This window comes from Haliscomenobacter sp., from assembly GCF_033763495.1.
In the GTDB taxonomy this organism is placed as follows: Bacteria; Bacteroidota; Bacteroidia; order Chitinophagales; family Saprospiraceae; genus Haliscomenobacter.
This window is the reverse complement of the sequence record NZ_JANRKL010000140.1, coordinates 1-21,920: the sequence shown is the minus strand read 5'-3', so window position 1 is coordinate 21,920 and position 21,920 is coordinate 1. Positions and strand designations below refer to the sequence as shown.

Sequence of the window (21,920 nt, the reverse complement as noted above, 5' to 3'; positions counted from 1 at the left end):
TTTGCACACGCAATTCGATAATTGCACCGGCAAGTGCCTCAGTAGCTCAGCCGGTTAGAGCGGCGGACTGTTAATCCGTAGGTCGTAGGTTCGAGCCCTACCTGAGGCGCAAAAAGATAAAGGCTTCTTGATCAATTGATTAAGGAGCCTTTTTTCGTTTTTATTCTTTTTCTTTGGCATTTGGCGAAAAAAAAAGATTCCTCCCTACCTCTGGCCTGAGTTTCCTAAGTAAATTCGCTGACATCCCTCATCCCTTCAAAACCAAGGCATGCGCATTTTACTCATCCTGCTACTCAGCACGACTATGGCTTTTGCACAAAAAAACACTTCAATCCTCCTGGAGGAAGGAGTGAGCTGGGAATTGGCACAATGGCGATCTCAAAACCTGAGTGCCATCACCTATGATTTGAATCTACACATCCCCCTGGCCAAAACCGATCCCATCACAGGGACAGTCAACATCAATTTTGCCCTCAAAAACAAAACTCAGGACCTGCTCCTCGATTTTAAACCCGGCAAAACCTGGCAAGGCCAATACAGCATCAATGGGAAAGAGATCAAAGGCCAACACAGCCAAGGGCATTTTATCCTTCCTGCCCAAAAACTAAAAATTGGCGCTAACAAGGTACAAATCAGTTTTGAAGCAAACAATCAATCCCTCAACCGCAGCGCAGATTATTTGTACACCCTGGTAGTGCCTGACCGTGCCTCCACGGTTTTCCCCTGTTTTGATCAACCCAATTTGAAAGCCCGTTACAACTTGCACCTGGATGTTCCTGGCGACTGGGAAGCGATGGGCAATGGTCCACTGGACAAAAGCAGCGAAAATGCAGGTCGCAAACAACTGCATTTCAAAACCACGGAAGCCTTCAGTACCTATGTATTTGCGTTTTGTGCAGGTAAATTCCAAAAAGCAACCGAGACTCGCAATGGTCGCAGCATGACCATGCTCTACCGAGAAACCGATCAAGCCAAGGTGCAGCGCAATCTGGCCAGCATTTTTGACCTGCACATTCACGCCATTGAGTGGATGGAGAACTATACCGGAATCAAACTGCCTTTTGCGAAGCTCGATTTTGCCCTCATGCCCGGCTTTCAATACGGTGGTATGGAGCACATCGGCGCAATTTTTTACCGCGAAGCCAGCCTGATGCTAGATGAAAATGCTACGGAAAACCAAAAACTCAGCCGCGCCAGCCTCATCGCCCATGAAACCGCCCACATGTGGTTTGGCGATTTGGTGACCATGAACTGGTTCAACGACGTATGGCTTAAGGAAGTATTTGCCAATTTTATGGCTGCCAAGATTGTCAATCCCTCCTTTCCCAAAATCAACCATGAGCTGCGCTTTTTGCTGGGGCATCAGCCAACCGCCTATTCGGAAGATCGCTCGGAGGGTAGTCACCCCATTCAGCAGGAGCTAGAAAACCTCAAAAATGCAGGCAGCCTCTATGGTGGCATCATTTACCAAAAAGCCCCAGTGGTAATGCGCCAACTGGAAGCGATGATGGGGGAGGAGCAAATGCGCAAAGGGCTGCAAGAATACTTGCGCACCTATAGTTATGGCAATGCCACCTGGGACCAGTTGATTGGTATTTTGGACAAATACTGTCCTAAAGACCTGGCTGCCTGGAGCCAGGTTTGGGTGAAAGAAGCAGGTATGCCCCATTTTGTATTGGAACAAGTGGGCAATGGCCAGGGCTTGGATAAACTGGTAGTGCGGCAGCTCAAAACTGCTGCCTCTGGAAAATATTGGCCTGAACAAACCCAGTTGGCCTTATTTTATCCCGACAGTGTAGCCTCCCTGCCATTGGAAATTGTGGGAGAAAAAACCGAAATCGATGGGGTCAAGGGCTATCCGTTGCCCCAAGCTAGTTTGTTGTTGGCTTCACCCATGAGCTATGGGTTTTGTCGCCTGGACATGCGGTCCACGACTTATTTTTTGCAGCAAACACCCAAGATCAAAGATCCTTTGCTGCGTGGCGCGGCACGGATGGCACTTTGGGAGGAATTTCTGCACGAAGCCATGCCTCCTGCCACCTTACTCGAAAGTCTCATGGCGGCAATCCCTGAGGAACAAGAACCCCTGAACCGCCAGCAATTGCTCGATCAGTTGCAAACCCTGTATTGGCGCTTTGCGGATTCAGAATTACAATTGAGCAACAAAGCAGCGATAGAAGAAATGCTTTGGGGATTGTTGGAACAGGGCAAAGACCCTTCCGCCCGCCTGGCTTATTTTGGTGCTTATCAATCGCTGGTTGAAACCTGGCCGGGGGTGCAAAAATTATACCGCATATGGAAAAAAGACCTGATCATTCCAGGCCTGAGCTTATCGGAAAGCCAACGCATTGACTTGGCGGGTGCCATTGCACTGCGTTGGCCGCAGCGTGCTCAGTCCATTTTGGAACAACAATTGACAGAAACAACCAACCCCGATCGCAAACAACGCCTCCAATTTCTCCTCCCGGTTTTCGCTGCCGAACAGGCACCACGAGATGCCTTTTTTGAAAGCCTCAAAAAAGACGAAAACCGTGACTACGAACCCTGGGTGGAAGATGCCCTTGCTTATTTGAATCACCCTCGCCGCCCAGCTAGTGCCAAATTGCATTATGTTCGCCCGGCATTGGAACTTTTGGAAGAGATTCAGCGCACGGGAGATATCTTTTTTCCGCGCCGTTGGATCAGTGCGGTTTTGGGAGGGCACAATTCGGCAGAAGCAGCGGCCACGGTGCAGCAGTTTTTGGCCCAAAACCCCAATTTTTCCTATCGCTTGCGGAATAAGGTATTGATGTCGGCGGATATACTGTTTCGGGCAGCCAAAATGCGGCGGGAGCCGAGCAACAAAGGTTCAGAACCTCAAAACCTCGCAGGGTTGAATCAGGCCATCAAAGCGGAATTGGCGCGTTACCCGGAAGCTACTTTCCATATCGCCTTTCGCGACTTGAAAAACCCGAATAACGCTGTTTTTATCAATGAAAAAATCAGCCTTCATCCCGCCAGTACCATGAAAACCCCGGTACTGGTGGAACTGTACAAGCAGGCAGCTCAAGGCAAGTTTAAACTCAATGATTCTTTGGTGCTAAAAAATGAATTCAAAAGTATTGTGGATGGCAGCCCTTATTCGCTCAGTGAAAGTGATGATTCGGATTCGATTTGGTACCGGCGTTTGGGGCAAAAAGTGAGCATTGCTGATCTTGCACGGGCGATGATTGTGCGCAGCTCCAATTTGGCGACCAATATTCTGATTGAGCTGGTCGGTGCGGAAAAAACCACCCAAAGCATGCGCGAACTGGGGTTGGTCGACATCATGGTGCGCCGGGGAGTGGAAGACAACAAAGCTTATGCGGCGGGTTTGAACAACAGTACGACTGCTTACGACCTCATGCTGCTGATGGAACGCATTGGCAGGGGGGAAGCGGGGCGCCCGGAGGATTGTAAGGCCATGCTCGACATTCTTGCGGATCAGGAATTCAACAATGTCATTCCTACCCGATTGCCTGCTGATGTGCAGGTTGCGCACAAAACGGGGTGGATCACGGCCCATCACCACGATTCGGCATTAATAATTTCTCCCGGAGGGCGTTACTTTTCCTTTACCATCCTGTCTAAAGGTTGGGCAAATGAAAAACTGGCGAACGAAGTGATGGGAAAAGTGGTGGAAATGGCTTATTCGTTTTTTGAGCAACGTCCTTGATAAGAGTTAACCATAAATTAAGCTCCTGATACTTGCTCAAGTCATGATTTTTTCTAACATTTGTCAAACTAGTTTCTATTCTCATTTTAACAACCTAATAAAAAACCAATTGAAATGTCACTGAAAGACAAGTACCAATCTGCCCTTGATTTTGCCAAAGAAGTTGGCGCTGAAATGGAAAACTTCCACGAAGAAGATGGCCACATTGTTTTCAATGGCACCGTTGCTACGCCTTACTTGCGCAACGCCATTTGGGACAAACTGAAAACCATCAACGGTTTGAAGAAGGACGATGCTGCTCCTGCAGAAGTAAAAGCCAACATCAAAGTCAGTGACGACAGTGTTTACCACAAACACACCGTGGTTGCAGGTGAAACGCTGGGCAAAATTGCCAAGCATTACTTTGATGATGCCAGCAAGTATGTAGCGATCTTTGAAGCCAACAAAGACATTCTGAAAGACCCAGACTTGATTGTTGTTGGTCAGGTATTGAGCATTCCAAATCCATAACTGGTGCGGATTACACGATAAAAGAAGCCCCAATTGCAAGTATCTGCGATTGGGGCTTCTTCTTTTTTAGCAAGCTATTTCGTGTTTATTTCATGTTAAAGGCTTGCTCTGCCATTTGTTTTGGTCCATTGCGCATCCAGAACGCGGCGTGCATGAGCTTGACCAGCAGGTTGTTGGGCTCGGCTTTTTGCAAGTCCCGGTAAATCAGAGCTGCGTCACCGAACCAATCGCCCTGCTCCAGGGCAACAGCTCGCATCAAGCCTTGGACCGTAGCGGCGTTTTTAGCGTAAGATTCGGCTGTTTCGGCTTTTTGTACTGTGCTGCTCAAGGATTGGCTGGTTCCAATTTCCAAAGCCAAGGGATTCGATTTGAGCTCGCCAGAAGTGACTTGCCAAACGTACTGTTGTCCTTCCTTAAATTGAGTAGGGTCGAGATTGACCGTCAAGAAAGTATCCTGAGCAGTTGTTTTCAGGATCACCTCTCCCTTGCTGTTTTTGATTTCCAATTGGTAGCTTTGAGTTCCTTCGGGTTTTGACCATTGGAACAGTTTGGAACCTGGGCGAATTTTACCAAAAGGTGTAATGCTGTTGATGGTTTTGCCTTTGCCACCCCAACCGTCGCCGGTTCCTTTCTTACCTACGATGGTGCCCCAGCCATCACCAGTACCTTTTTTACCTACGATGGTACCCCAGCCATCACCAGTTCCTTTTTTACCTACGATGGTGCCCCAGCCATCACCAGTACCTTTTTTACCTACAATAGTACCCCAGGCATCTTTAGCGTTTTCTGGGTTTGCAGCCAGGTCCATTGCTCCAATTAAATAATTCTCAAACCCTCGTTCAAAATTAATTTTTACCAACCCAGCCTGATCAGCAAAAACATCTTTGAGGGCGGTAATTTTAGGCCCCTGAATGGTCTGAAACTGGCCATCAGCAAACAAAGTAATGTTGCTACTGGCTTTTAACTTCAAGACTCCCGCACTTTTAAATAAGGCACCAGTACTTATTTTTTTACTGGAAAAACCAGGGGCTTGGTAACTTATTTTACCCTGGGCCGCCATGACTACGATGGGGCTTTCATTTTGTGCGTGGCCTGATATCATCCAGCCAAGCATGCATAAAGTAAAAATGATTGATTTAGGCATAAAGACTAGTTTTGGTTATTGGACTAGATCTATTTTTTATTTGTAATTGGCCCAACGTTCCAGTTTGCCCTCCTTTCCAATGATAAAAATGATGTTTTTGTACACCATCAATTGGCCAAGTGGGGTTTCGAGGCTTCGGTTGGGTTCTCCGTAAGCAAGTACGATATTGGCACGTGGGTCGCCAATGCCAATTTTACGTGCTGTTTTGCCAGTGTAAGTGCTCGTTGCGAGGTGGAAAATTGTTTTTTCATCATTGCGGATCAAACTCACCAATGCTTTGGAGCCACTACCCATAATGGGCGTTTGTAAAAACTCCAATTGATTCTTGATGCTCACTGTCTTTTTTGGATCGACACGTAGGTCATTGGCCAACTCGTCTAAAGTGAGGTTTTCGATCTTTTCCGCCTGAGGCCAAAGTGTACCTGCCGGAATTTCTTTCAAAGGTGGCTGTTTGAGCAAAACCCTCAGGTTGATTTTGGCCAGGGCATTACCGGCCTTGTCGGCTTTGGTGAACAAAGCTTGCGCTCCTTTCACATTGTTGCTCCGTGCTTCGATGATGCCCATGAGTACATCGATATCCTGGTCAACTTTAGGATAATTCCCAACCTTACTAGCTTGTCGTGCTTCAATGTTGGCGTAAAATCGGGCCCGAGTCAGGTCGCCCAATAAGGCGAAAGCATTGGCTTTATTCAAAAAGGCTGGGGCATAATTGGGATCCAGGCTAATCGCCGCGTCAAAATGCAAGATTGCCTGGCGCAATAATTTCTCCCGCATGTTCAATGTCGGGTCGCCCTTAGCCGCTGAACTTTCCAAATCCAGTTCAATGGGGTATCGATATTTTAACTCTGTTTCTTTAAAATACTTCATTGCCTCCAACAGGGCTGTAACCCCCAGGTTATTGTAGATTTCACGGCTTTGATAGGTCAACAAAAGATACCGATAGTATTCATAGGCTTCAGTGTATTTCCCTGTAGCTACCAACAAATTGGCCATGTCATATACATCCACCAGAGAGGCCATTTTTTCAGCCGTACGTCGACTGAGTGCCTGGCGATCACTCAGGCTAGGGTAGCCGGGGATGTCATTTTTGAGTCCATAGGCTTTGTACAAACTTTGAATGATTTCCGAGCCTTTTTGAAACAAACCCAAACCTGCCGAGTAAGCCAAAAAGCCACCGAGGTAATCCGCTTCGGTTTCATTGGCAGCAGCGTCAGTCACTTTGTCGAGGTCAAGTCCAATTTTCAGGTCTTTGTTGTCTTCCGCAAAACTTCGGCGCCAGGCATGTTTTTCATAATAATGGGTCAGTTCGTGTGCCAGGAGGAATGCAATCGCAGCATCGGCCTCTGCACCAAAGGTATTACAAACACCCAATGCTTTTTCCTCCAGTACAATGTTCAACTGATCATAATCAATACCTGCTACCCGCCGCTCTTCGGTAATCAAGTTAAAACTCGGCACAGGAAAACGAAAATCGCCCCTGGCCTGCACCAGTTTGTTGTAAATGTTCAACACTTTGCGGTATTGTACACTGTCTATTTTTTTTGAGGCGAGACTGGCCGCTATACCTGGTTTGTTGATCAGTGGAAGGGTGCCAAAGCTCCGTTCCTGGGCTTGCCCGTGGTGTACAAACAGGTAACAGTAAACAAAGATGAGTGCTATCCGCATATAGGTTTATTTCAGTTTGACTAAGGCTTCCTTTACCTTGACGAGTAATTGCTCAACAAGAGCTTTAAGGTTCGTATTGGGTCCTTCAACGGAGAAAGTTTCCAGTTCGTTTTCCTGATCACTTTTGTACAGGTAGGCGGTGACTTTTACCGTTGTACCGACCAACTCGTATTCCCCATTGATGAAATAGTGGGTGCCTGCTGCTTTGTCACTGGGATAGTAGGCAAAAGGCAATGCAGGGTCGGCCAACATGGCCTCTAATTGGGTGTTGACTTCCACTTTAAGCTTTAGTGGATCCAGGCGTTTTTTGTTGGAAAAATCCGAACGAATGATGATTTTTTTAGCAGTTGGTAATTTAACCGGCGTACCTGCTTTGAGTATACCGATGCTAAAATCCTCCATGCCGATGAGCTTGGGCTCCTGGGTTTTGCTCAGGGCAGAAGCCAGTTTTGGCACGTCCTCGCGTACTTCCTGGAACAATTTGCCTACGTCAATAAAGCTGTTTTTATCCTGCGCAGCCACCTTGGGCATGTTGTTCAGAAGGCTGTAGGTGAGCAAACCATGACCAAATCGAGGGTCTTCGTAGCTCAGTTTATCCGCCGAGCTACTGGCGAGTACAAATAGCCCTGCCCGATCCTTCATGCGCTCCAGTGCCCGACGCTGATCGGTGCTCAGCGTACTTCCTTTTCCCCCCTCATCTAGTTGTTTGACGACTTCGCCCGAGTTGCAGGCATCGAGGATGAGGATGCGTTTGCGGGCTTTTACGCCACGGATCCAGGCCTGGATGGAATCCTGAGCGATGGCAAATTGGCGATTGCTTGCATTGTTCAATTCAAAACTTTCATTGTCGGTACTGAGGTAATAAAACTGGCTCGTCGGGCTGTTTTCTGGCCAGGTAGTACCATGCCCGGAAAAATAAACGAGTAGTACATCCTTGGGTTCGGCTTTGGCAGCAAACTCCAGCAAGGCAGCGCGAATAGCGGTTTTGGTAGGTCGGACACCGCCTTTTTCGGTAGTCAACAATTTGATTTGCATACGTGCTCCAAAAAGGTCTTTACCCGCCAATTGCAACATGTCGCGATAAGCCGTAGCGTCTTTATCCGGGAATTTCAAGTCCAGCGCAGTTCCTTTATAGTCAGATGTACCAACCACCAAGGCATATAAGGTATTGACCAAAGCCTGATCGGTTTGATCATTCAAAGCCGTTGTGGCAACAGGTTTGTCTTTGCCCTTGCCTCCTGGTACATAAGCAATGGCATACTCCGGGCTGGACAACCATCCTTCGGCATTGTAGCAAACCAAGGCGAGCGGATTGGATTCACCGTTGACAAAATAGTCTGCATAGTTGCTGAGTTTAATGGTGAAACTGCTTTGGCGGCCTGGATTGACATCGGGTGCAATTTCCATATCGTCCAGGCGCAAACTGACTCGGCCAATGCCGCCGCTGCGTTTGTTGAGCTTAACGGTGATGACATCGTCCAATAATTTGGCTTCGAGTTCGGGGTATAAGGCCAAATTCTGGCCGTCCAGGTCAACTACTTTGCGCAGTGGGCCTTCTCCAAACCCTAACACTTTTGCCAATAAGCCGGGCTCGTAATAGCGCTCTTTTAATTGATCTATCGCAACAATTTCCAGCCCAACCACGAAGTAGAGACTGTCCATGGCACCTGGCGAAGCGTCAAAAAGCCCGTCAGGTGTAGCCACCATCCAGTCTTCGGTACCGATGGCCATCAGGGTTGCAAGTTCAGCTCCGGTTTGGGTGCTCCAGATTTTGGCCGAGTTGTCGCTGCTTCCAGAAAGCAAGAATTTCCCATTGGGCGAAACGGCAAGGGTCCGAATGGTGCTCCGATGGCCCTTGTATTCCCGCAACAATTGACCAATCAAGTTGTATTCATGAATCACATTCGAAGAAAAACCAACCAACAGGCGCTGGCTATTGGGGGTAAAGGTCAGGCAAGTCACTAAAGGGAAAACATCATCCCCTGATTTCGGCATCAAAAAGACCTGCCTACCTGTTTTGGCATCGTAAATGGCAAATGAATAGGCCTCATTGGTTGCCACGTATTTACCATCGGGAGAAAATACCGCTTGATCGGCGCTGGTGCCAAATTTGTGGACGAGTTGGAAATCTTCCACTCGACGCAATTCAGCTGGAAAGCCTTTTCCACTATAGGGCTGTTTACGCTCTTCATATACACCCTTATTGTAGTGAGGAACCAAGTCGCGGTCAGTGGCAAGCAAGAAGTGCTGACCATCGGGCGAGAAACTCAAAATCGTTACTCGATTGGAATCTAGTTGGATGTCCTGTACTTCCCATTCCTGGTCACTCTTCGTTACAAAATTAATTCCCCCCGTAAAGTTACTGAGCAAAAAATGATCACCATCGGGATGGAAAGCTAGAGCGGAGTGGCCAACATATTTGCCCTTGTCTGCCTTGGTGTATACTCCTTCATAAAGGTTATAGCTGGAAATGGAATCACCAGTTTGTGCAATCAGAAGGCTGGGGTCTTGTGGATTAAAAGCAGCTGGGGTGTTAAAATCATTTTGGCCCTCCAAAGCCTCTGCTTCGCCAGAAACGGCATCCCAGAGACGGATGTGGATGCCTTCTCCTCCTGTCAAAATAAATAAAGAATCGGGCGAAAAGGGCGAAAACCCAACACTGGTAACCGAGGAAGCATCATTGCTATAGCTGCGTACCATTTGGCCTTGCAGATCATACAAAAGAGCTGCTTTATTGGTGGGTGCTACCAGTAGCCCCTGGCTATCGGGCGTAAATACCAACTCATTAATTCTATCCGTTTGGAATTTTTTCAGCAAATTTCCCTGGCTATCCCAGAGGTAAAGCTGCTCCTCGTCCGGTCCAGCACTGGCCAGGTATTTTCCGTCGGGCGAAAAGGCTACGCTACGCACCTGGCTTTGCTGCGGGCCCAATTTTTTAAGGATTTTTTCATTTTGCCAATCCCAAAGTAGTACCATTTTGTCGTGTGCTCCCGAGAGGAGTTGCTGCCCATTGGGTGAAAAAGCTAGCCCTTCGATGCTTTGTTGGCCGTGCCCATCCAGGGTCTTTAGCAATTTTCCGGCTTTATCAAAAACCCGAATGATTCCGGCCTCATCACTACTCCCCACGTATTCTTTGGAACATACTACCTGGTTAATGACCTGGTCTCCAGCTGTGATGGCCTGGTGGAAGGTACCACTCAGATCGTAGATTCGGATGTCGCCACTGGCAGTTCCTGCATAGATGAATTGGTGGTCGGCTGAAAAGCAGGCGTCGGTGATGCCAAAGCCTTCAATTTTTTTTAGTTCCTTGCCCTGATTGTCCCAAAGGTGTAGCGTCCAGCTTCCGGTTTCGAGGGTTAACATGTGTTTACCATCACCGGAAATTTCGGCATCGTAGAGGTCATTTTCATGGCCTTCGAGTATTTTCAGCAACTTGCCAGAGGCCGACCAGAGAAGAACGGTGTTGTCGAGGTATCCTGCCGCACTGAGCACGTAAGCACCATCAGGAGAAACCGCCAGGGCCCGGACATAGGTGGCGTGGCTCATTGGTGGCATCAGTTGAGGTTTTTGAGCCTCTAGCAACAGTGCTGACACACAAAAGAAGAGTGAAAACAGCCATTTTCTCATAATAATCAAAGGACTTAGGTGTGTTAAAATGCTATAAGGTTGTGGGAAGGAATTTTTGTTCCTTAATTTAAGGTGTTTAGGTGAACATTGGAAATTTTTTTTCGAATTAAAAAAAGTGAGGCGAACACAGCTTATTTTTCCTTCATGGTTTCCACCCCTATCCAATCCTCCGCAACCCCATTGCGGGCAAAATCCCTGGCTTTTGTCAAAAACAACTTTGATTGAATATCTGAGGGGTTGAGGGCTACAATTGCTTCAAAGGACTTGATGGCTTCCTCAAATGATTTTTGGAAATAGTGGTTCAACCCTTGTTCAAAGCGCAACAGGTTTTCTTTTTTCGACAAAAACAAGGTTGGCTCATCAGCATCAAAGCACTCAAAAATCCCAATTGGAGCCTGTTTGCCTTTGACCTGTACCTGCCCTAAGTAGCGCACATGAAACTCTTCTGGTTGCTGGATTAAATTCAGACAGGCCTCACTCAACAAGATGCGGCTGCCATAAAATTTGGTTAACCCTTCCATCCGGGAAGCGGTATTGACCGTATCCGAAACAGTGGCTGCGTCCATCCGCTTTTGATCCCCGATGATGCCCATGATCAGCGACCCGGTGTGCAAGCCAATTCCAACCTCGATTGGTTTGCGGCCTTTGGCTTGGCGGTTTAGATTGTATTGACTCAATTCGTGTTGCAACTCGATAGAGGCACGCAGGGCATTTTCAGGTTTTCCTGGGAAAATAGCCATGATGCCATCGCCCAGGTATTGATTGATAAAGCCCTGGTGCTTTTGAATAATTGGCCCAATCCGTTGGTTATAAGCAGAAACAAACTTAAAGTTTTCCTCCGGAGTCATGGCCTCAGCCAGACTCGTATAATCGCGGATATCGGCAAACAATACCGTCACCACTTGCTCCACATGATCTCCCAAACGTACATTCATGATGCTCTCATGCCCCAGTGCTCTGATGAACTCATTGGGGACGAAACGATTGGTAGCGGCATTGATGCGGTGCAGGTTGAGGTGGGTATTGAGTCGGGCGAGGAATTCGTCTTTGGAAAAGGGTTTGGCGATGTAGTCGTTGGCGCCGGTATTCAAGCCCAGAATCAGGTCATGCACCTGGTTTTTGGCAGTAATCATGATCACAGGCAATTCATTGGGCAGGTATTTTTCGCGAATTTTTTGACATACCTCGTAGCCCGACATCCGAGGCATCATCACATCTAGCAATACCAAATCTGGGGTGTCATCCTGCTCCAAAAAGGACAAGGCTTCTTCGCCACTCATTACCTGAGTGAGGCGGTAAACAGCTTTGTTTAAATAATTTTTCAGCACCTGTTGATTGACTGCTTCATCATCCACCACCAGGATGTGTACTTTTTCTATTTCTTCCTTGCTGAGTACAGTCCTAGGTGGTACCTGCAATGCGGATTGATTCCAACTAAATTGGGTCAGATTGGAAAGTTTTTGATCAACTGAGGGCGCGGCTTTTTGGGAAGCCTGCTCCATCGTGAGTGGCAGTGAGAGAAAGAAAGTAGAGCCTTGGCCTACCTCTGATTCCAGCCACATTTGTCCTTCATGCAATTCGACCAGTTTTTTGGAAATGGAAAGCCCTAAGCCTGTTCCTGCAAAATTGCGGACCATGGAGCCATCACCTTGTTCAAAGGCATGAAAGATGGAATCACGTTTGTCTATAGGTACGCCAATTCCAGTATCTTCTACACTTAATATTATTTCATCAGGTCGGTCGGGGGGGACCTTTGCAAAAATTTTGATGTGGCCTTTTTCAGTAAATTTAATGGCATTGCCCACCAGGTTGTACAAAATTTGCTGCACCCGATTTTCATCTGCAAGTACAGAGGGCAGGTCTTTGGGTATGGCATTGATGAGCTGCAGGTTTTTACCTTGTGTCAAGGGCGCCAGGCTGCGCAACAACACATCTGTCAGCGCGTATAAATTGAGGGGCGCAACGGTCAGTTCAATTTCCTGGTTCTTGATTTTAGAAAAATCGAGGATATCGTTGACCAGGCTATTGAGGCGGCGACTGGAAGAAATGACCATGTTCAGGTCCTCCTTTTGGTCGTCATCGTTTACCCGTTCCAGCAATGATTCCGAAAGCCCAATGATGCCTTGAAGAGGTGTCCGTAATTCGTGAGAAGTGTTGGCTAAAAACTGATCTTTGAGGGCATCTACCCGCCGCAGTTGCTCGTTGATTTGCTGCTCCTGCTCGGTTTTTTGCCGCTCCAGCTGCAATTGCTGCTGCTGTCGTAGTTTTTCCTGGCGGCGGAACCACCATAAAATGCCCAATACAACGAGGGCATAAAAAGTATACATCCAACTTGTGCGCCACCAGGGTGGGCGGATAACAAAAGAGTAGGCCAGTTCATTGCTCCATAGTCCCACACTGTTCCGGGCCCTGGCGCGCAAAGTGTAAGTTCCTGGGGCTAAATTGGCATAAGAAACTTCGTTTTTGGGGCTTAAACTTGTCCAGGTTGCTTCCATCCCTTCAAGTTTGTATTGGTATTTTACTTTGTCGGGGTGTTGCAGCGTGCTGGCAACCAAGCGGAAGTTTAAGTTATTATTGGAGTAGGTTAAACTGAGGTCTTGAGGGACCAGGTTCCAGGCGCTAAGCCCTTTGAAGCGAAAATCACGGACCTTGACACCATTACCAAGGTAAAAACTGCTATCCCGGTGTTCCTCCAAAGATGCCCAAGGAATTCGTTCGTTGTAGATAGAAATATCCAGCAGGCTGAGCTGGGTTTTGGTGGCATTTTCTTTCGCGCCACCAGGGTGATAAACGGTCAGGCGGTCGTTGGCTCCGATGTAAATGTCGCCGTTGAGCGCTTCGTAGATACTATTGCGCCAACAGCCAATGCCTAAAAATCCGTCCTCGTAACTGTAATTTTTAAAAAGAATGCTGGAAGCAGAAAATGTGTAAGAAGCCGTTTGTTTGTTTAGTGCATTCAAGGTTTTGTTGTCCATTTTTGAAAGACCAAAGCGGGTGCCAATCCACAAATGGCCGTTACGGTCTTGCAGTAATGCCAATACTGCATTGTTGCTCAAACCTTCTGCTTCGGTAAAATGGGTGAAATATTGGCCATCGAAACGATTGATGCCGCCCCCTAAGGTGCCAAACCAAAATTGACCTTTTTTGTCCCGCAACACCGAGGTAACATCATTGTGGCTAAGGCCATGTTCAGTTCGATAATGGAAAAAGTTGTGGCCATCAAATTTAGACACCCCACCAGAAAGAGTACAAAACCAGATATTGCCTTGCGGATCTTCCAACATCGAAAAAACAGTATTGCTGCCGAGCCCTTGGGCTTCCTGGTATTGGACCAATGATTGCCCATCGAATTTACAAACACCTCCATCACGAGTACCAAACCAAATATTGCCTTTTTTATCTTCCAAAATGCTCAAAACAATATTGCTTGATAGTCCATTTTGGTCGTTTATTCTACTTAAAAACTGTCCATCAAATTTTATCACTCCTTGACCATTGGTGCCAAACCACAGGTTTCCTTTGCGGTCTTCCAGAATCGCATAAATAAAATCTGGGTTCAACTCGCTGGGTTCCGTATATTGATAAAATTGATTCGCGACAAATCTGACCAAACCACCACCGGAGGCCCCAAACCACATTTGGCCTTTACGGTCTTCTATGATGCTAAAGATCTCATTGTTGCTTAAACCTTCTTGGGTGGTTAAATGCGAAAAGACGTTCCCCTGTGATTTACTAAGCCCACCTCCATCTGTACCAAACCAAAGGCCGCCGCTGGAATCTTCAAAAATGCACCGAACCCGATTGTTATTTAAACCTTCTGAGACGGTATAGAATTGGAAAGAAGCTCCATCGTATTTAATCGCACCATTCCTCAAGGTTCCGAACCAAACATTGCCACTGGTTTCGATGATAATGTCTTCAATCGGTACTTTTGCGCTATTGGAATAATCGAAAAAAACACCATCATCATACCTCAATGGACCGGACTGCGTTCCAACCCAAATATGACCATTTTTATCCTCGGCAAGGGCCGTAATATCACCATAGCTCAGTCCTGCTTGTTGATTGAAGCGAATAAACTGCCCCTTATTAAATACAGAAATGCCTGCATCCAACAAGCCGAACCAGATTTGACCTTTACGGTCTATCATCATAGATAACACCTCGTCAGAACCCAGACCTTGTTCAGCTCCGTAATGGGTGAAACTTTTGCCATCGAACTGGAATACTCCATTTGTAGTTGTAGCAATCCAAAGTTTATCTTGTTTATCCAGCTTAAGGTCTGAAATATAGCTTCCCTCAAAACCTTCTTCCTGATAGTATTGTACAAAAGTATGACCATCAAATTTGATAATCCCTGCACCATCTGTCCCCAACCAGATATTCCCTGTTTTATCCTCCAAAATGCAGGTGATGCTATTGCTACTCAGCCCTTCATTCTCGGTATAATGGGTAAAGTATTTGCCATCGTACCTGCATAGCCCACCGCCCATGCTGCCGAACCACAAATTTTCTTTAGAATCCTGGATGATACAACTGATGACATTGTGTTTTAGCCCCTGTAGTTTACCAAATGCGCTGAAACTAAATGGATTTTGATCCTTATTGGATGGGTCTTTGGCCTGTACAACTTCGGGAATGCCTACCGCGATGTGCTGTTCTAGGGCAGGGCTATGGCCTGGTTTGGAAAAAGCCCCCTTCCCTGGTTCGTTTTTGACTAAAGCAGCTGGATTAATGGTTATCCGCTGCGGGTTTTGAGTAGGGAGTACATTAAATTTGCTGAAAACCTTCTTTGGAATCGCTATTTTTTCCTTTGGAATTGATAGAATCTTTACGTCAACGCGGGTGGGAGGAAGAACCGAATCAGCAGGAACTTGATACGGCTGAGCTTTTACCCTGGTTAAATGATACTCTGAAGCAGCTTCCGAACTGTTCTCCATAGAACAGCCCCAGATCACCCACAGGATGATCATGTTGCCAAATAGTGGTAGGAAGTAGGTATTCAAACGCATACAATAACGGAGTAGATTCCTCATCGATTGAAGCAAATCTACTCATTATTATTTGATTTTTTAAGCTTGAATGGGCAGGTATTGTATACCCTTAGTTTTGTCCGATTCCGACCTCAAGTGCTCGTTAATGGACAATCGATGGGGGAGTGGTTTTGTGTAAAATTTTGCAAATCAATTATTTAATTGTTTTGGCATAAGGTTTGTTTTAGAAATAAAACACCTTCAAGTCTCGCAAATGTTGTACAATTACCTGAAAATCGCCCTGCGCAATCTCCTGCGCAACAAATTATCAACGACACTGAATCTTACGGGCCTTACCTTTGGCCTTGCCTGCTTTTTTATCTTAGGCCTTTATGTGCTTGACGAGCTCACTTTTGATCGGCATCATCCCCGAGCAGACCATATTTATCGGGTCATCAAACATCGGAAAACGGCTACCGAGTCTTTGAACATCGCTGGAGCAAGCTACAAACTGGCGGAAGAGTCAAAAAAAAGCATTGGGGAAGTTGAGAACACCGCCCGGATTGTCCAAGGAGGTCGGGACAACTTGGAAAACCTCGCCAATCAAAAGAAAATCAACGAAGAGATCACTGTTGCCAATAATGGGTTAATGGAGATTTTTGCTTTTGAAGCCCTGGATGGCAACCCCAAAACAGCCCTGACCGAGCCTTATTCCATCGTCATTGTGGAAGATTTGGCCCTGCAACTTTTTGGCAGTACGCAGGTGGCCGGGAAAACCCTGAAATGGGACGGTTTGGATCAAGCCTTCAAAATTACTGCGGTCATTAAAAATCATCCCCGCAATTCAAGTTTCAATTTTAGCTCGGTTTATTCGGAAAGTACTTATTTATCTGATGCAGAATATGTAGCTGAACTGAACGAAGATTGGGGTTCCAGCGAGTTTTTGGTGTATGCCCTTTTAAAAGAAAACGCAGACCCTAAAATCGTTGCGGACAAAATGCAGGACTTGGTGTATGCCAATTATAAACCTGAGCCAGGGCTATCCCTGAGTTACGACTTGCAAGCCTTGCGGGACGTACACCTTTATTCCAACAACATTCTGGAAACGACCAGCATTGCCAATCCTCCAGCGCAAGGCAGCAGCGCATTGTTGTACCTTAAAGTATTTGCACTGGTTGCGATTTTTATCTTGCTGATCGCTTGTATCAACTACATGAACCTCAGCACCGCCAGAGCTTCCACCCGTTGTAAAGAAATTGGGGTAAAAAAAGCAGTGGGTGCATTTCGTGGGCAGTTGATTGCCCAATTGTTGGTGGAATCCAGTGTGCTCAGCTCCATTTCCTTCGTTTTGGCAGTTTTACTCGTCAACTTGATCCTACCATTTTTTAATGCATTTACCAATAAAGAACTTGCATTGGGATGGTCGACCGATTACCGCATTTGGCTTTCCGCGTTTGGGGTACTGGTATTAACGGGTTTAATGGCGGGCTCTTACCCGGCCTTGATGCTCTCCCGATTCAGCCCCAGCCTCTTGCTGAAAAGCCTGAAGGTCCAAAAAGGTTCTGATTTTTCCTTGCGTAAGGGTTTGGTGGTGTTTCAGTTTGCGGTTTCAGTATTTATGATCGTTGCCACCATTGTGGTGTTTTTGCAAGTTCGTTATGTGCAGAACAAAGACCTGGGCTTCAACAAAGAACTTTTGGTCGTGGTAGACATTAATAGTGGCGCCATCAGAAGGGCTGCGCCAACCATTGTTTCAGAAATTGGGAATTTGCCCAGGGTGAAAAACGTAGCAACCACCTCTCGGGTACCGGGAGAATGGAAAAACCTTCCTTCGGTTAAAATCAGGCAAAATGGTGAGCCCGATGAGCAAAAAGAAGCCTTCTTTTTAGGGGTAGATGAACATTTCACCAAAACTTTTGAGGTGGAACTCCTACAAGGCAAAAACTTCAGCGGCATTGGCGATTCGGCATCGGTGATCCTGAACGAAACCGCCGCAAAAATGCTGAACATCCAGGAACCTTCAGATCAATTGATCGAAATTCCTGCGGCATCTTACGGCATCAGTTTTAATCCGCTGCGCAATGATCTGGTGTTTAAGGCGCGGGTGGTTGGGATCGTCAAGGACTTTCATTTCCAGACTTTGCGGGAAAAAATTGCACCTTTGGTAATGGCTTATCAACAAAACCCCATTCACAACATCGATTATTTTACCGCGAGAATCGAAGCTGGTGATGCCAGCCAAACCATTAAGGCAATGGAAAGCATTTTGGCCAAAATTGATCCAGCTGAATTGTTTGAGTATCATTTTCTTGATCAGCAACTGGCGCTTTTTTATGCCGAAGATGCCCGCCGGGAAACCATGCTGATTTGGTTGGCTCTGGCTACGGTTTTGATTGCTTGTTTGGGCCTTTTTGGGCTGGCCACTTATGCCGCAGAGCAAAGAATCCGGGAAATTGGAGTGCGCAAAGTTTTGGGGGCAAGCGTACTGAGTCTGAGCAAACTGCTTTCTATCGACTTTTTAAAATTGGTCGCCATTGCTATCGCGATTGCCTTCCCTATTGCTTATTGGGCGATGAACAAATGGCTGCTTGAATTTGCTTACCACATTCAAATCAAGTGGTGGGTATACGTTTTGGCAGGCTTGATTGCCATTACCATTGCTCTATTGACGGTGAGTTATCAGGCGATAAAGGCTGCTTTAATGAACCCGATCAAGAGTTTGAAGACGGAGTAGAGACGTTGCATCCAAGGTCTCTACTCCACGCTACCTGCCTATTTCTTAAAAATAAAACGGGTCATAAAAATCCCCTGTGAATTGTTGTCGCCAAAGTTACCAGGCACAACTTCTACCAATTCGAAACCTTCGGCGCTGTTTTTGGCTAAAAGATCGGTAACACTACGGTTGTTGGTTTGCAAATTGGCAAAGTTGATTCCGGTCAAACTGAAGATGTTTTGAATTTCAGTCTCGGAGCTTGCGCCATTGCTATCCATGGTCAACACTTTGGAGCGCCCTAATTTGCCCGGTACTACGGATTCTACTACCGTTACTACACGCCATTCAGTAGCGGCAGGTTTCTCAGCTTTGGGGCTTAGCGCCATGAACATTGGGATTGCAACAAGCAATGCAAAACCCAGAATCAAAGATGTTTTTTTCATAGTAGTACGTTTTTTAAGTGAAAAGTGAAAAGCGAAAAGTGAAAAGCATAGCTGTTCTTCGCTATTCGCTATTCGCTATTCGCTCTAACAGTATAGCATTTGATGGCAAATGTCCAGTCCTGCCCATGCCCAGTAAGAAGCCACCGCCACCTGCTCCACACAACTTGAGGGCAAAATGCCCACCTTTTAGCCCTTCGGCCCACAAAGCCTGGAAGGATTCCGGGATCATGGGGGCGAAATTTACCTTTTGCAAAGCACTGAGGTTTTCCCATTTTTCAAACAAACCGGGCCAGTCTCCAGCTCGAAACCCTGCAATAGCCTGCTCGGTTAGGGGAATCAGCTCCTGCTGAATGCTCTGGAGATAAGCCACTTCATTGCAACGCTCCAAGAACAGGTTCACCCAGGGAGCGGTGCTGCGCTGAATGCTAGTATCAAGTAAAAAAAACTGGTAGCCATCGCTTGCAATTGGCCAGTCGGGCACTTCAAGGGTTTGGATGCTGCCATCGGCTTGCAACAAGACAGGTTGGTTCAAATAGACGATCAAAGGGTCGGTACCTGAACTGGAGCCATGGAAAAAACTCTCCATTTGACCCAAAATTCGTTTGAGTTCTGGATAGCGGGCTGCATCCGTACGCTCAATCGGCTGGAGGGCGTAGCGTGCGTACAATGCTGCACACAAGGCTCCTGAACTACCTGCCCCATAGCCATTGGGAATGTTGCTGTCGAAATACAAACCTGCTGCCAGGTCCTCCCTGAAGCGAGAGAGGTCCAGCTCCACTCCCAGCGCCCCTTTGGACTGCTGTTCAGCCAAGTATTGACACCATTCCTCCAGATTGCGTTGCAAAGCTGGGGCATTTTCTGGCGTGCTGTAAGCCCAGGTACCGCTGAAAAGGGGTAGGGGAAGCGCCAGGGCTGCTGAGCCGCGCAAGATGGTGTGTTCGCCGAAGAGGAGGAGTTTGCTGGAGAAGGTCATAAAAAGAGGTTGAGGAAAGTTGAGGAAGGTTTAGAAAGTTGAGGCTACCGCAAGAATGGGTTTGGGTGTGATGTGTGGGTGTGAAAGTGTGTATGTTGCTGCGGTAAGCCCTAAGCTTCTCAACTGGTCAAAAATAGTACCTAGATCAATTGCATGTTGAAAATTAACTTTTTGAAAACAAGAAAGCGGCCTTCGAGTTTACTACCAGCCGCTTTCTTTTTCGATGTATTAAATGCTTTAATTGAAAAACAAAAGTAATAGGTTAACTCGTGAAGTCCGGTTTTATGTAAAAATCTGGCACCAAATTCCTTTTTATCGTAATTTTAAATGTTTTTATGATTAAAACACAGAACTATGGTTTCAAGCGATGAAGTAGTTAAGCTGGTTGAGTCATTTAGCCTGACTGAACGTTTGCTGATTGTGGAGGAAATTTTAAAAAGCATCAGAAAAGAAAAACTGGAAGTGGAAAGAGGAGAAGACGCTCGCCCAGGGATACTTGCTTTAGCTGGCATTATTAGCGATAATGAAGCGGAATCCTGGCATGAAGCGATCGATGAAGCCCGAAAAATAGACATCCATGAGTGGTAAGCGCTACTTACTTGATTCAAATATCATCATTGATGTATTTAGAGGGGAATCAAAGACGGTTGAACGCATTAGCCTCACCCAAAAATTATTTGTACCTGTTATTGTAATTGGAGAGTTGTACTACGGTGCGTATAAGTCCAACCAAATTGCCCGCAGAATAGCGGAGGTTAAACAATTAGAAGAACTGGTTACTATTTTAAATGTGACCCCGGTTACCTCCCAGCTCTATGGAGAAATTAAACAACGCCTTTATGCAAAAGGTAAGCCCATTCCCGAAAATGATATTTGGATTGCTGCTATTGCCATTGAACACGGATTGGTGCTGATTACCAGAGATAAACATTTTGAAGAAGTAGAGGGTGTTGTAATAGAACGAGTGTAAAAAGGCTCCAAACAAAAAAGCCCCACCGTAGATCACCACGATGAGGCCTTTTTTTATCTCCATCAGGGTTTTTATTCCTGATCTTCTTTCGGTGCTTGTTGCTGTTGTTCGAATTGTTCCTTCAGTGCAGCCAATCCTTCCAGATCGCCAAGGGTAGTGCGCTCGATGCTGTCCTGCTGTTTTTTGATCGCAGTACGAGTCACTTTGCGCTCGTCGTCCTTCACTTTTTTCACTTGCTCATCGGCCTCACGACGGATGTCTTCGAGGTAGCGCAGGTGAGAAACGAGGATGCGCTTGTCATCGCGGTTGAATTCAATCACCTTCACAGTCAGTACTTCGTCTACTTCAGCGAGGTTGTTGTCTTCTTTGCGGATGTGCTTGATTGGTGCAAAAGCTTCCAGACCATAAGGCAACTGAACGATGGCACCGCGGTCGTCACGACGCAACACGGTAGCTTCGTGGTAAGAACCTACAGGGAATACGTTTTCGAAAGTATCCCATGGGTTTTCTTCCAGTTGTTTGTGGCCCAATGACAATTTGCGGTTGTCCTTGTCGATATCGAGGATGGCAACGTCAATTTTTTCACCAACCTTCGTGAACTCGGATGGGTGACCATAACGTTTGGTCCAGCTCAGGTCGGAGATGTGTACCATGCCACCGATGCCTTCCTGCAGCTCGATGAACACGCCATAAGGAGTGAGGTTTTTCACCTCGCCAGTGTGGCGGCTGTTGACTGGGAACAGGTTTTCGATTTCGCTCCAAGGGTCAGTTGCCATCTGCTTGAGAGAGAGAGACATTTTGCGCTCATCGCGGTCAACGGTAACAACTTTTGCGGAGTATTCCTGACCCAATTTGAAGAATTCGCGTGCGTTGATCGGTTGGTTGCTCCAGCTTACTTCTGAAACGTGGATCAAACCTTCTACGCCCGGTTGGATTTCGAGGAATGCGCCGTAATCTTCGATGTTGACAATCTTACCTTTAACGATAGAGTTCTCGGAGATGGTGTTGTCGAGTACTTCCCATGGGTGTGGTTGCAATTGCTTCAAGCCCAGAGAAATACGCTTCTTGTTCTCGTCGAAGTCCAGTACTACTACGCTGATCTTTTGGTTCAGGCTGAGTACTTCGCTTGGGTGGCTGATGCGACCCCAAGAGATATCGGTGATGTAGAGCAGACCATCTACGCCGCCCAGGTCGAGGAACGCACCGAA

The 21,920-nt window shown here is 46.7% G+C and carries 12 protein-coding genes and 1 tRNA gene; 6 read left to right on the top strand and 7 right to left on the bottom strand.

All coding sequences use genetic code 11. The features are described 5' to 3' along the window. The first annotated feature begins 35 nt into the window (after positions 1-35). From SFV55_RS14285 to SFV55_RS14275, 3 genes are all read left to right on the top strand, one after another. Positions 36-109 (top strand) — tRNA-Asn (locus SFV55_RS14285). A 159-nt stretch (positions 110-268) separates the two neighbouring features. Then, positions 269-3,694, top strand: a complete 3,426-nt coding sequence (locus tag SFV55_RS14280; protein WP_320030191.1) for a M1 family aminopeptidase — start codon at positions 269-271, stop codon at positions 3,692-3,694. 114 nt (positions 3,695-3,808) lie between these two features. Continuing rightward, a complete protein-coding gene (locus SFV55_RS14275) occupies positions 3,809-4,204 on the top strand; it encodes a LysM peptidoglycan-binding domain-containing protein (RefSeq protein WP_320030190.1) in 396 nt (131 codons plus the stop codon). A gap of 85 nt (positions 4,205-4,289) precedes the next feature. On the opposite strand, the gene SFV55_RS14270 is transcribed toward SFV55_RS14275, so the two are convergent. From SFV55_RS14270 to SFV55_RS14255, 4 genes are all read right to left on the bottom strand, one after another. Next, positions 4,290-5,348, bottom strand: coding sequence for a hypothetical protein (locus SFV55_RS14270; protein ID WP_320030189.1), 1,059 nt, complete (start codon positions 5,346-5,348; stop codon positions 4,290-4,292). 36 nt (positions 5,349-5,384) lie between these two features. After that, the gene (locus SFV55_RS14265) at positions 5,385-7,013 is read right to left on the bottom strand and encodes a hypothetical protein (RefSeq protein WP_320030188.1); all 1,629 of its coding nucleotides are present in this window, start codon (positions 7,011-7,013) and stop codon (positions 5,385-5,387) included. 6 nt (positions 7,014-7,019) lie between these two features. Further along, positions 7,020-10,568 carry a caspase family protein gene (locus SFV55_RS14260; RefSeq protein ID WP_320030187.1) on the bottom strand — a complete coding sequence of 1,183 codons (3,549 nt, stop codon included), beginning with the start codon at positions 10,566-10,568 and terminating at the stop codon, positions 7,020-7,022. A gap of 203 nt (positions 10,569-10,771) precedes the next feature. Next, positions 10,772-15,676 (bottom strand): two-component regulator propeller domain-containing protein, encoded by a 4,905-nt coding sequence (locus tag SFV55_RS14255; RefSeq protein ID WP_320030186.1) that lies wholly within the window; start codon positions 15,674-15,676, stop codon positions 10,772-10,774. Between the two features lie 211 nt (positions 15,677-15,887). On the opposite strand from SFV55_RS14255, the gene SFV55_RS14250 reads away from it, so the two are divergent. After that, positions 15,888-18,347, top strand: a complete 2,460-nt coding sequence (locus tag SFV55_RS14250) for an ABC transporter permease (RefSeq protein ID WP_320030185.1) — start codon at positions 15,888-15,890, stop codon at positions 18,345-18,347. Positions 18,348-18,385: 38 nt separating this feature from the next. On the opposite strand, the gene SFV55_RS14245 is transcribed toward SFV55_RS14250, so the two are convergent. Continuing rightward, positions 18,386-18,769 (bottom strand): hypothetical protein, encoded by a 384-nt coding sequence (locus SFV55_RS14245; protein WP_320030184.1) that lies wholly within the window; start codon positions 18,767-18,769, stop codon positions 18,386-18,388. A 61-nt stretch (positions 18,770-18,830) separates the two neighbouring features. Continuing rightward, positions 18,831-19,742, bottom strand: coding sequence for a mevalonate kinase (locus tag SFV55_RS14240; RefSeq protein ID WP_320030183.1), 912 nt, complete (start codon positions 19,740-19,742; stop codon positions 18,831-18,833). A gap of 354 nt (positions 19,743-20,096) precedes the next feature. On the opposite strand from SFV55_RS14240, the gene SFV55_RS14235 reads away from it, so the two are divergent. Continuing rightward, the gene (locus SFV55_RS14235; RefSeq protein WP_320030182.1) at positions 20,097-20,330 is read left to right on the top strand and encodes a hypothetical protein; all 234 of its coding nucleotides are present in this window, start codon (positions 20,097-20,099) and stop codon (positions 20,328-20,330) included. Then, positions 20,320-20,712, top strand: a complete 393-nt coding sequence (locus tag SFV55_RS14230) for a type II toxin-antitoxin system VapC family toxin (RefSeq protein ID WP_320030181.1) — start codon at positions 20,320-20,322, stop codon at positions 20,710-20,712. Before SFV55_RS14235 ends, SFV55_RS14230 begins: the two co-directional genes overlap by 11 nt. A 71-nt stretch (positions 20,713-20,783) precedes the next feature. Here SFV55_RS14230 and SFV55_RS14225 read toward each other — a convergent pair. Then, the coding region (locus SFV55_RS14225; RefSeq protein ID WP_320030180.1) for a S1 RNA-binding domain-containing protein at positions 20,784-21,920 on the bottom strand (1,137 nt) is incomplete at its 5' end.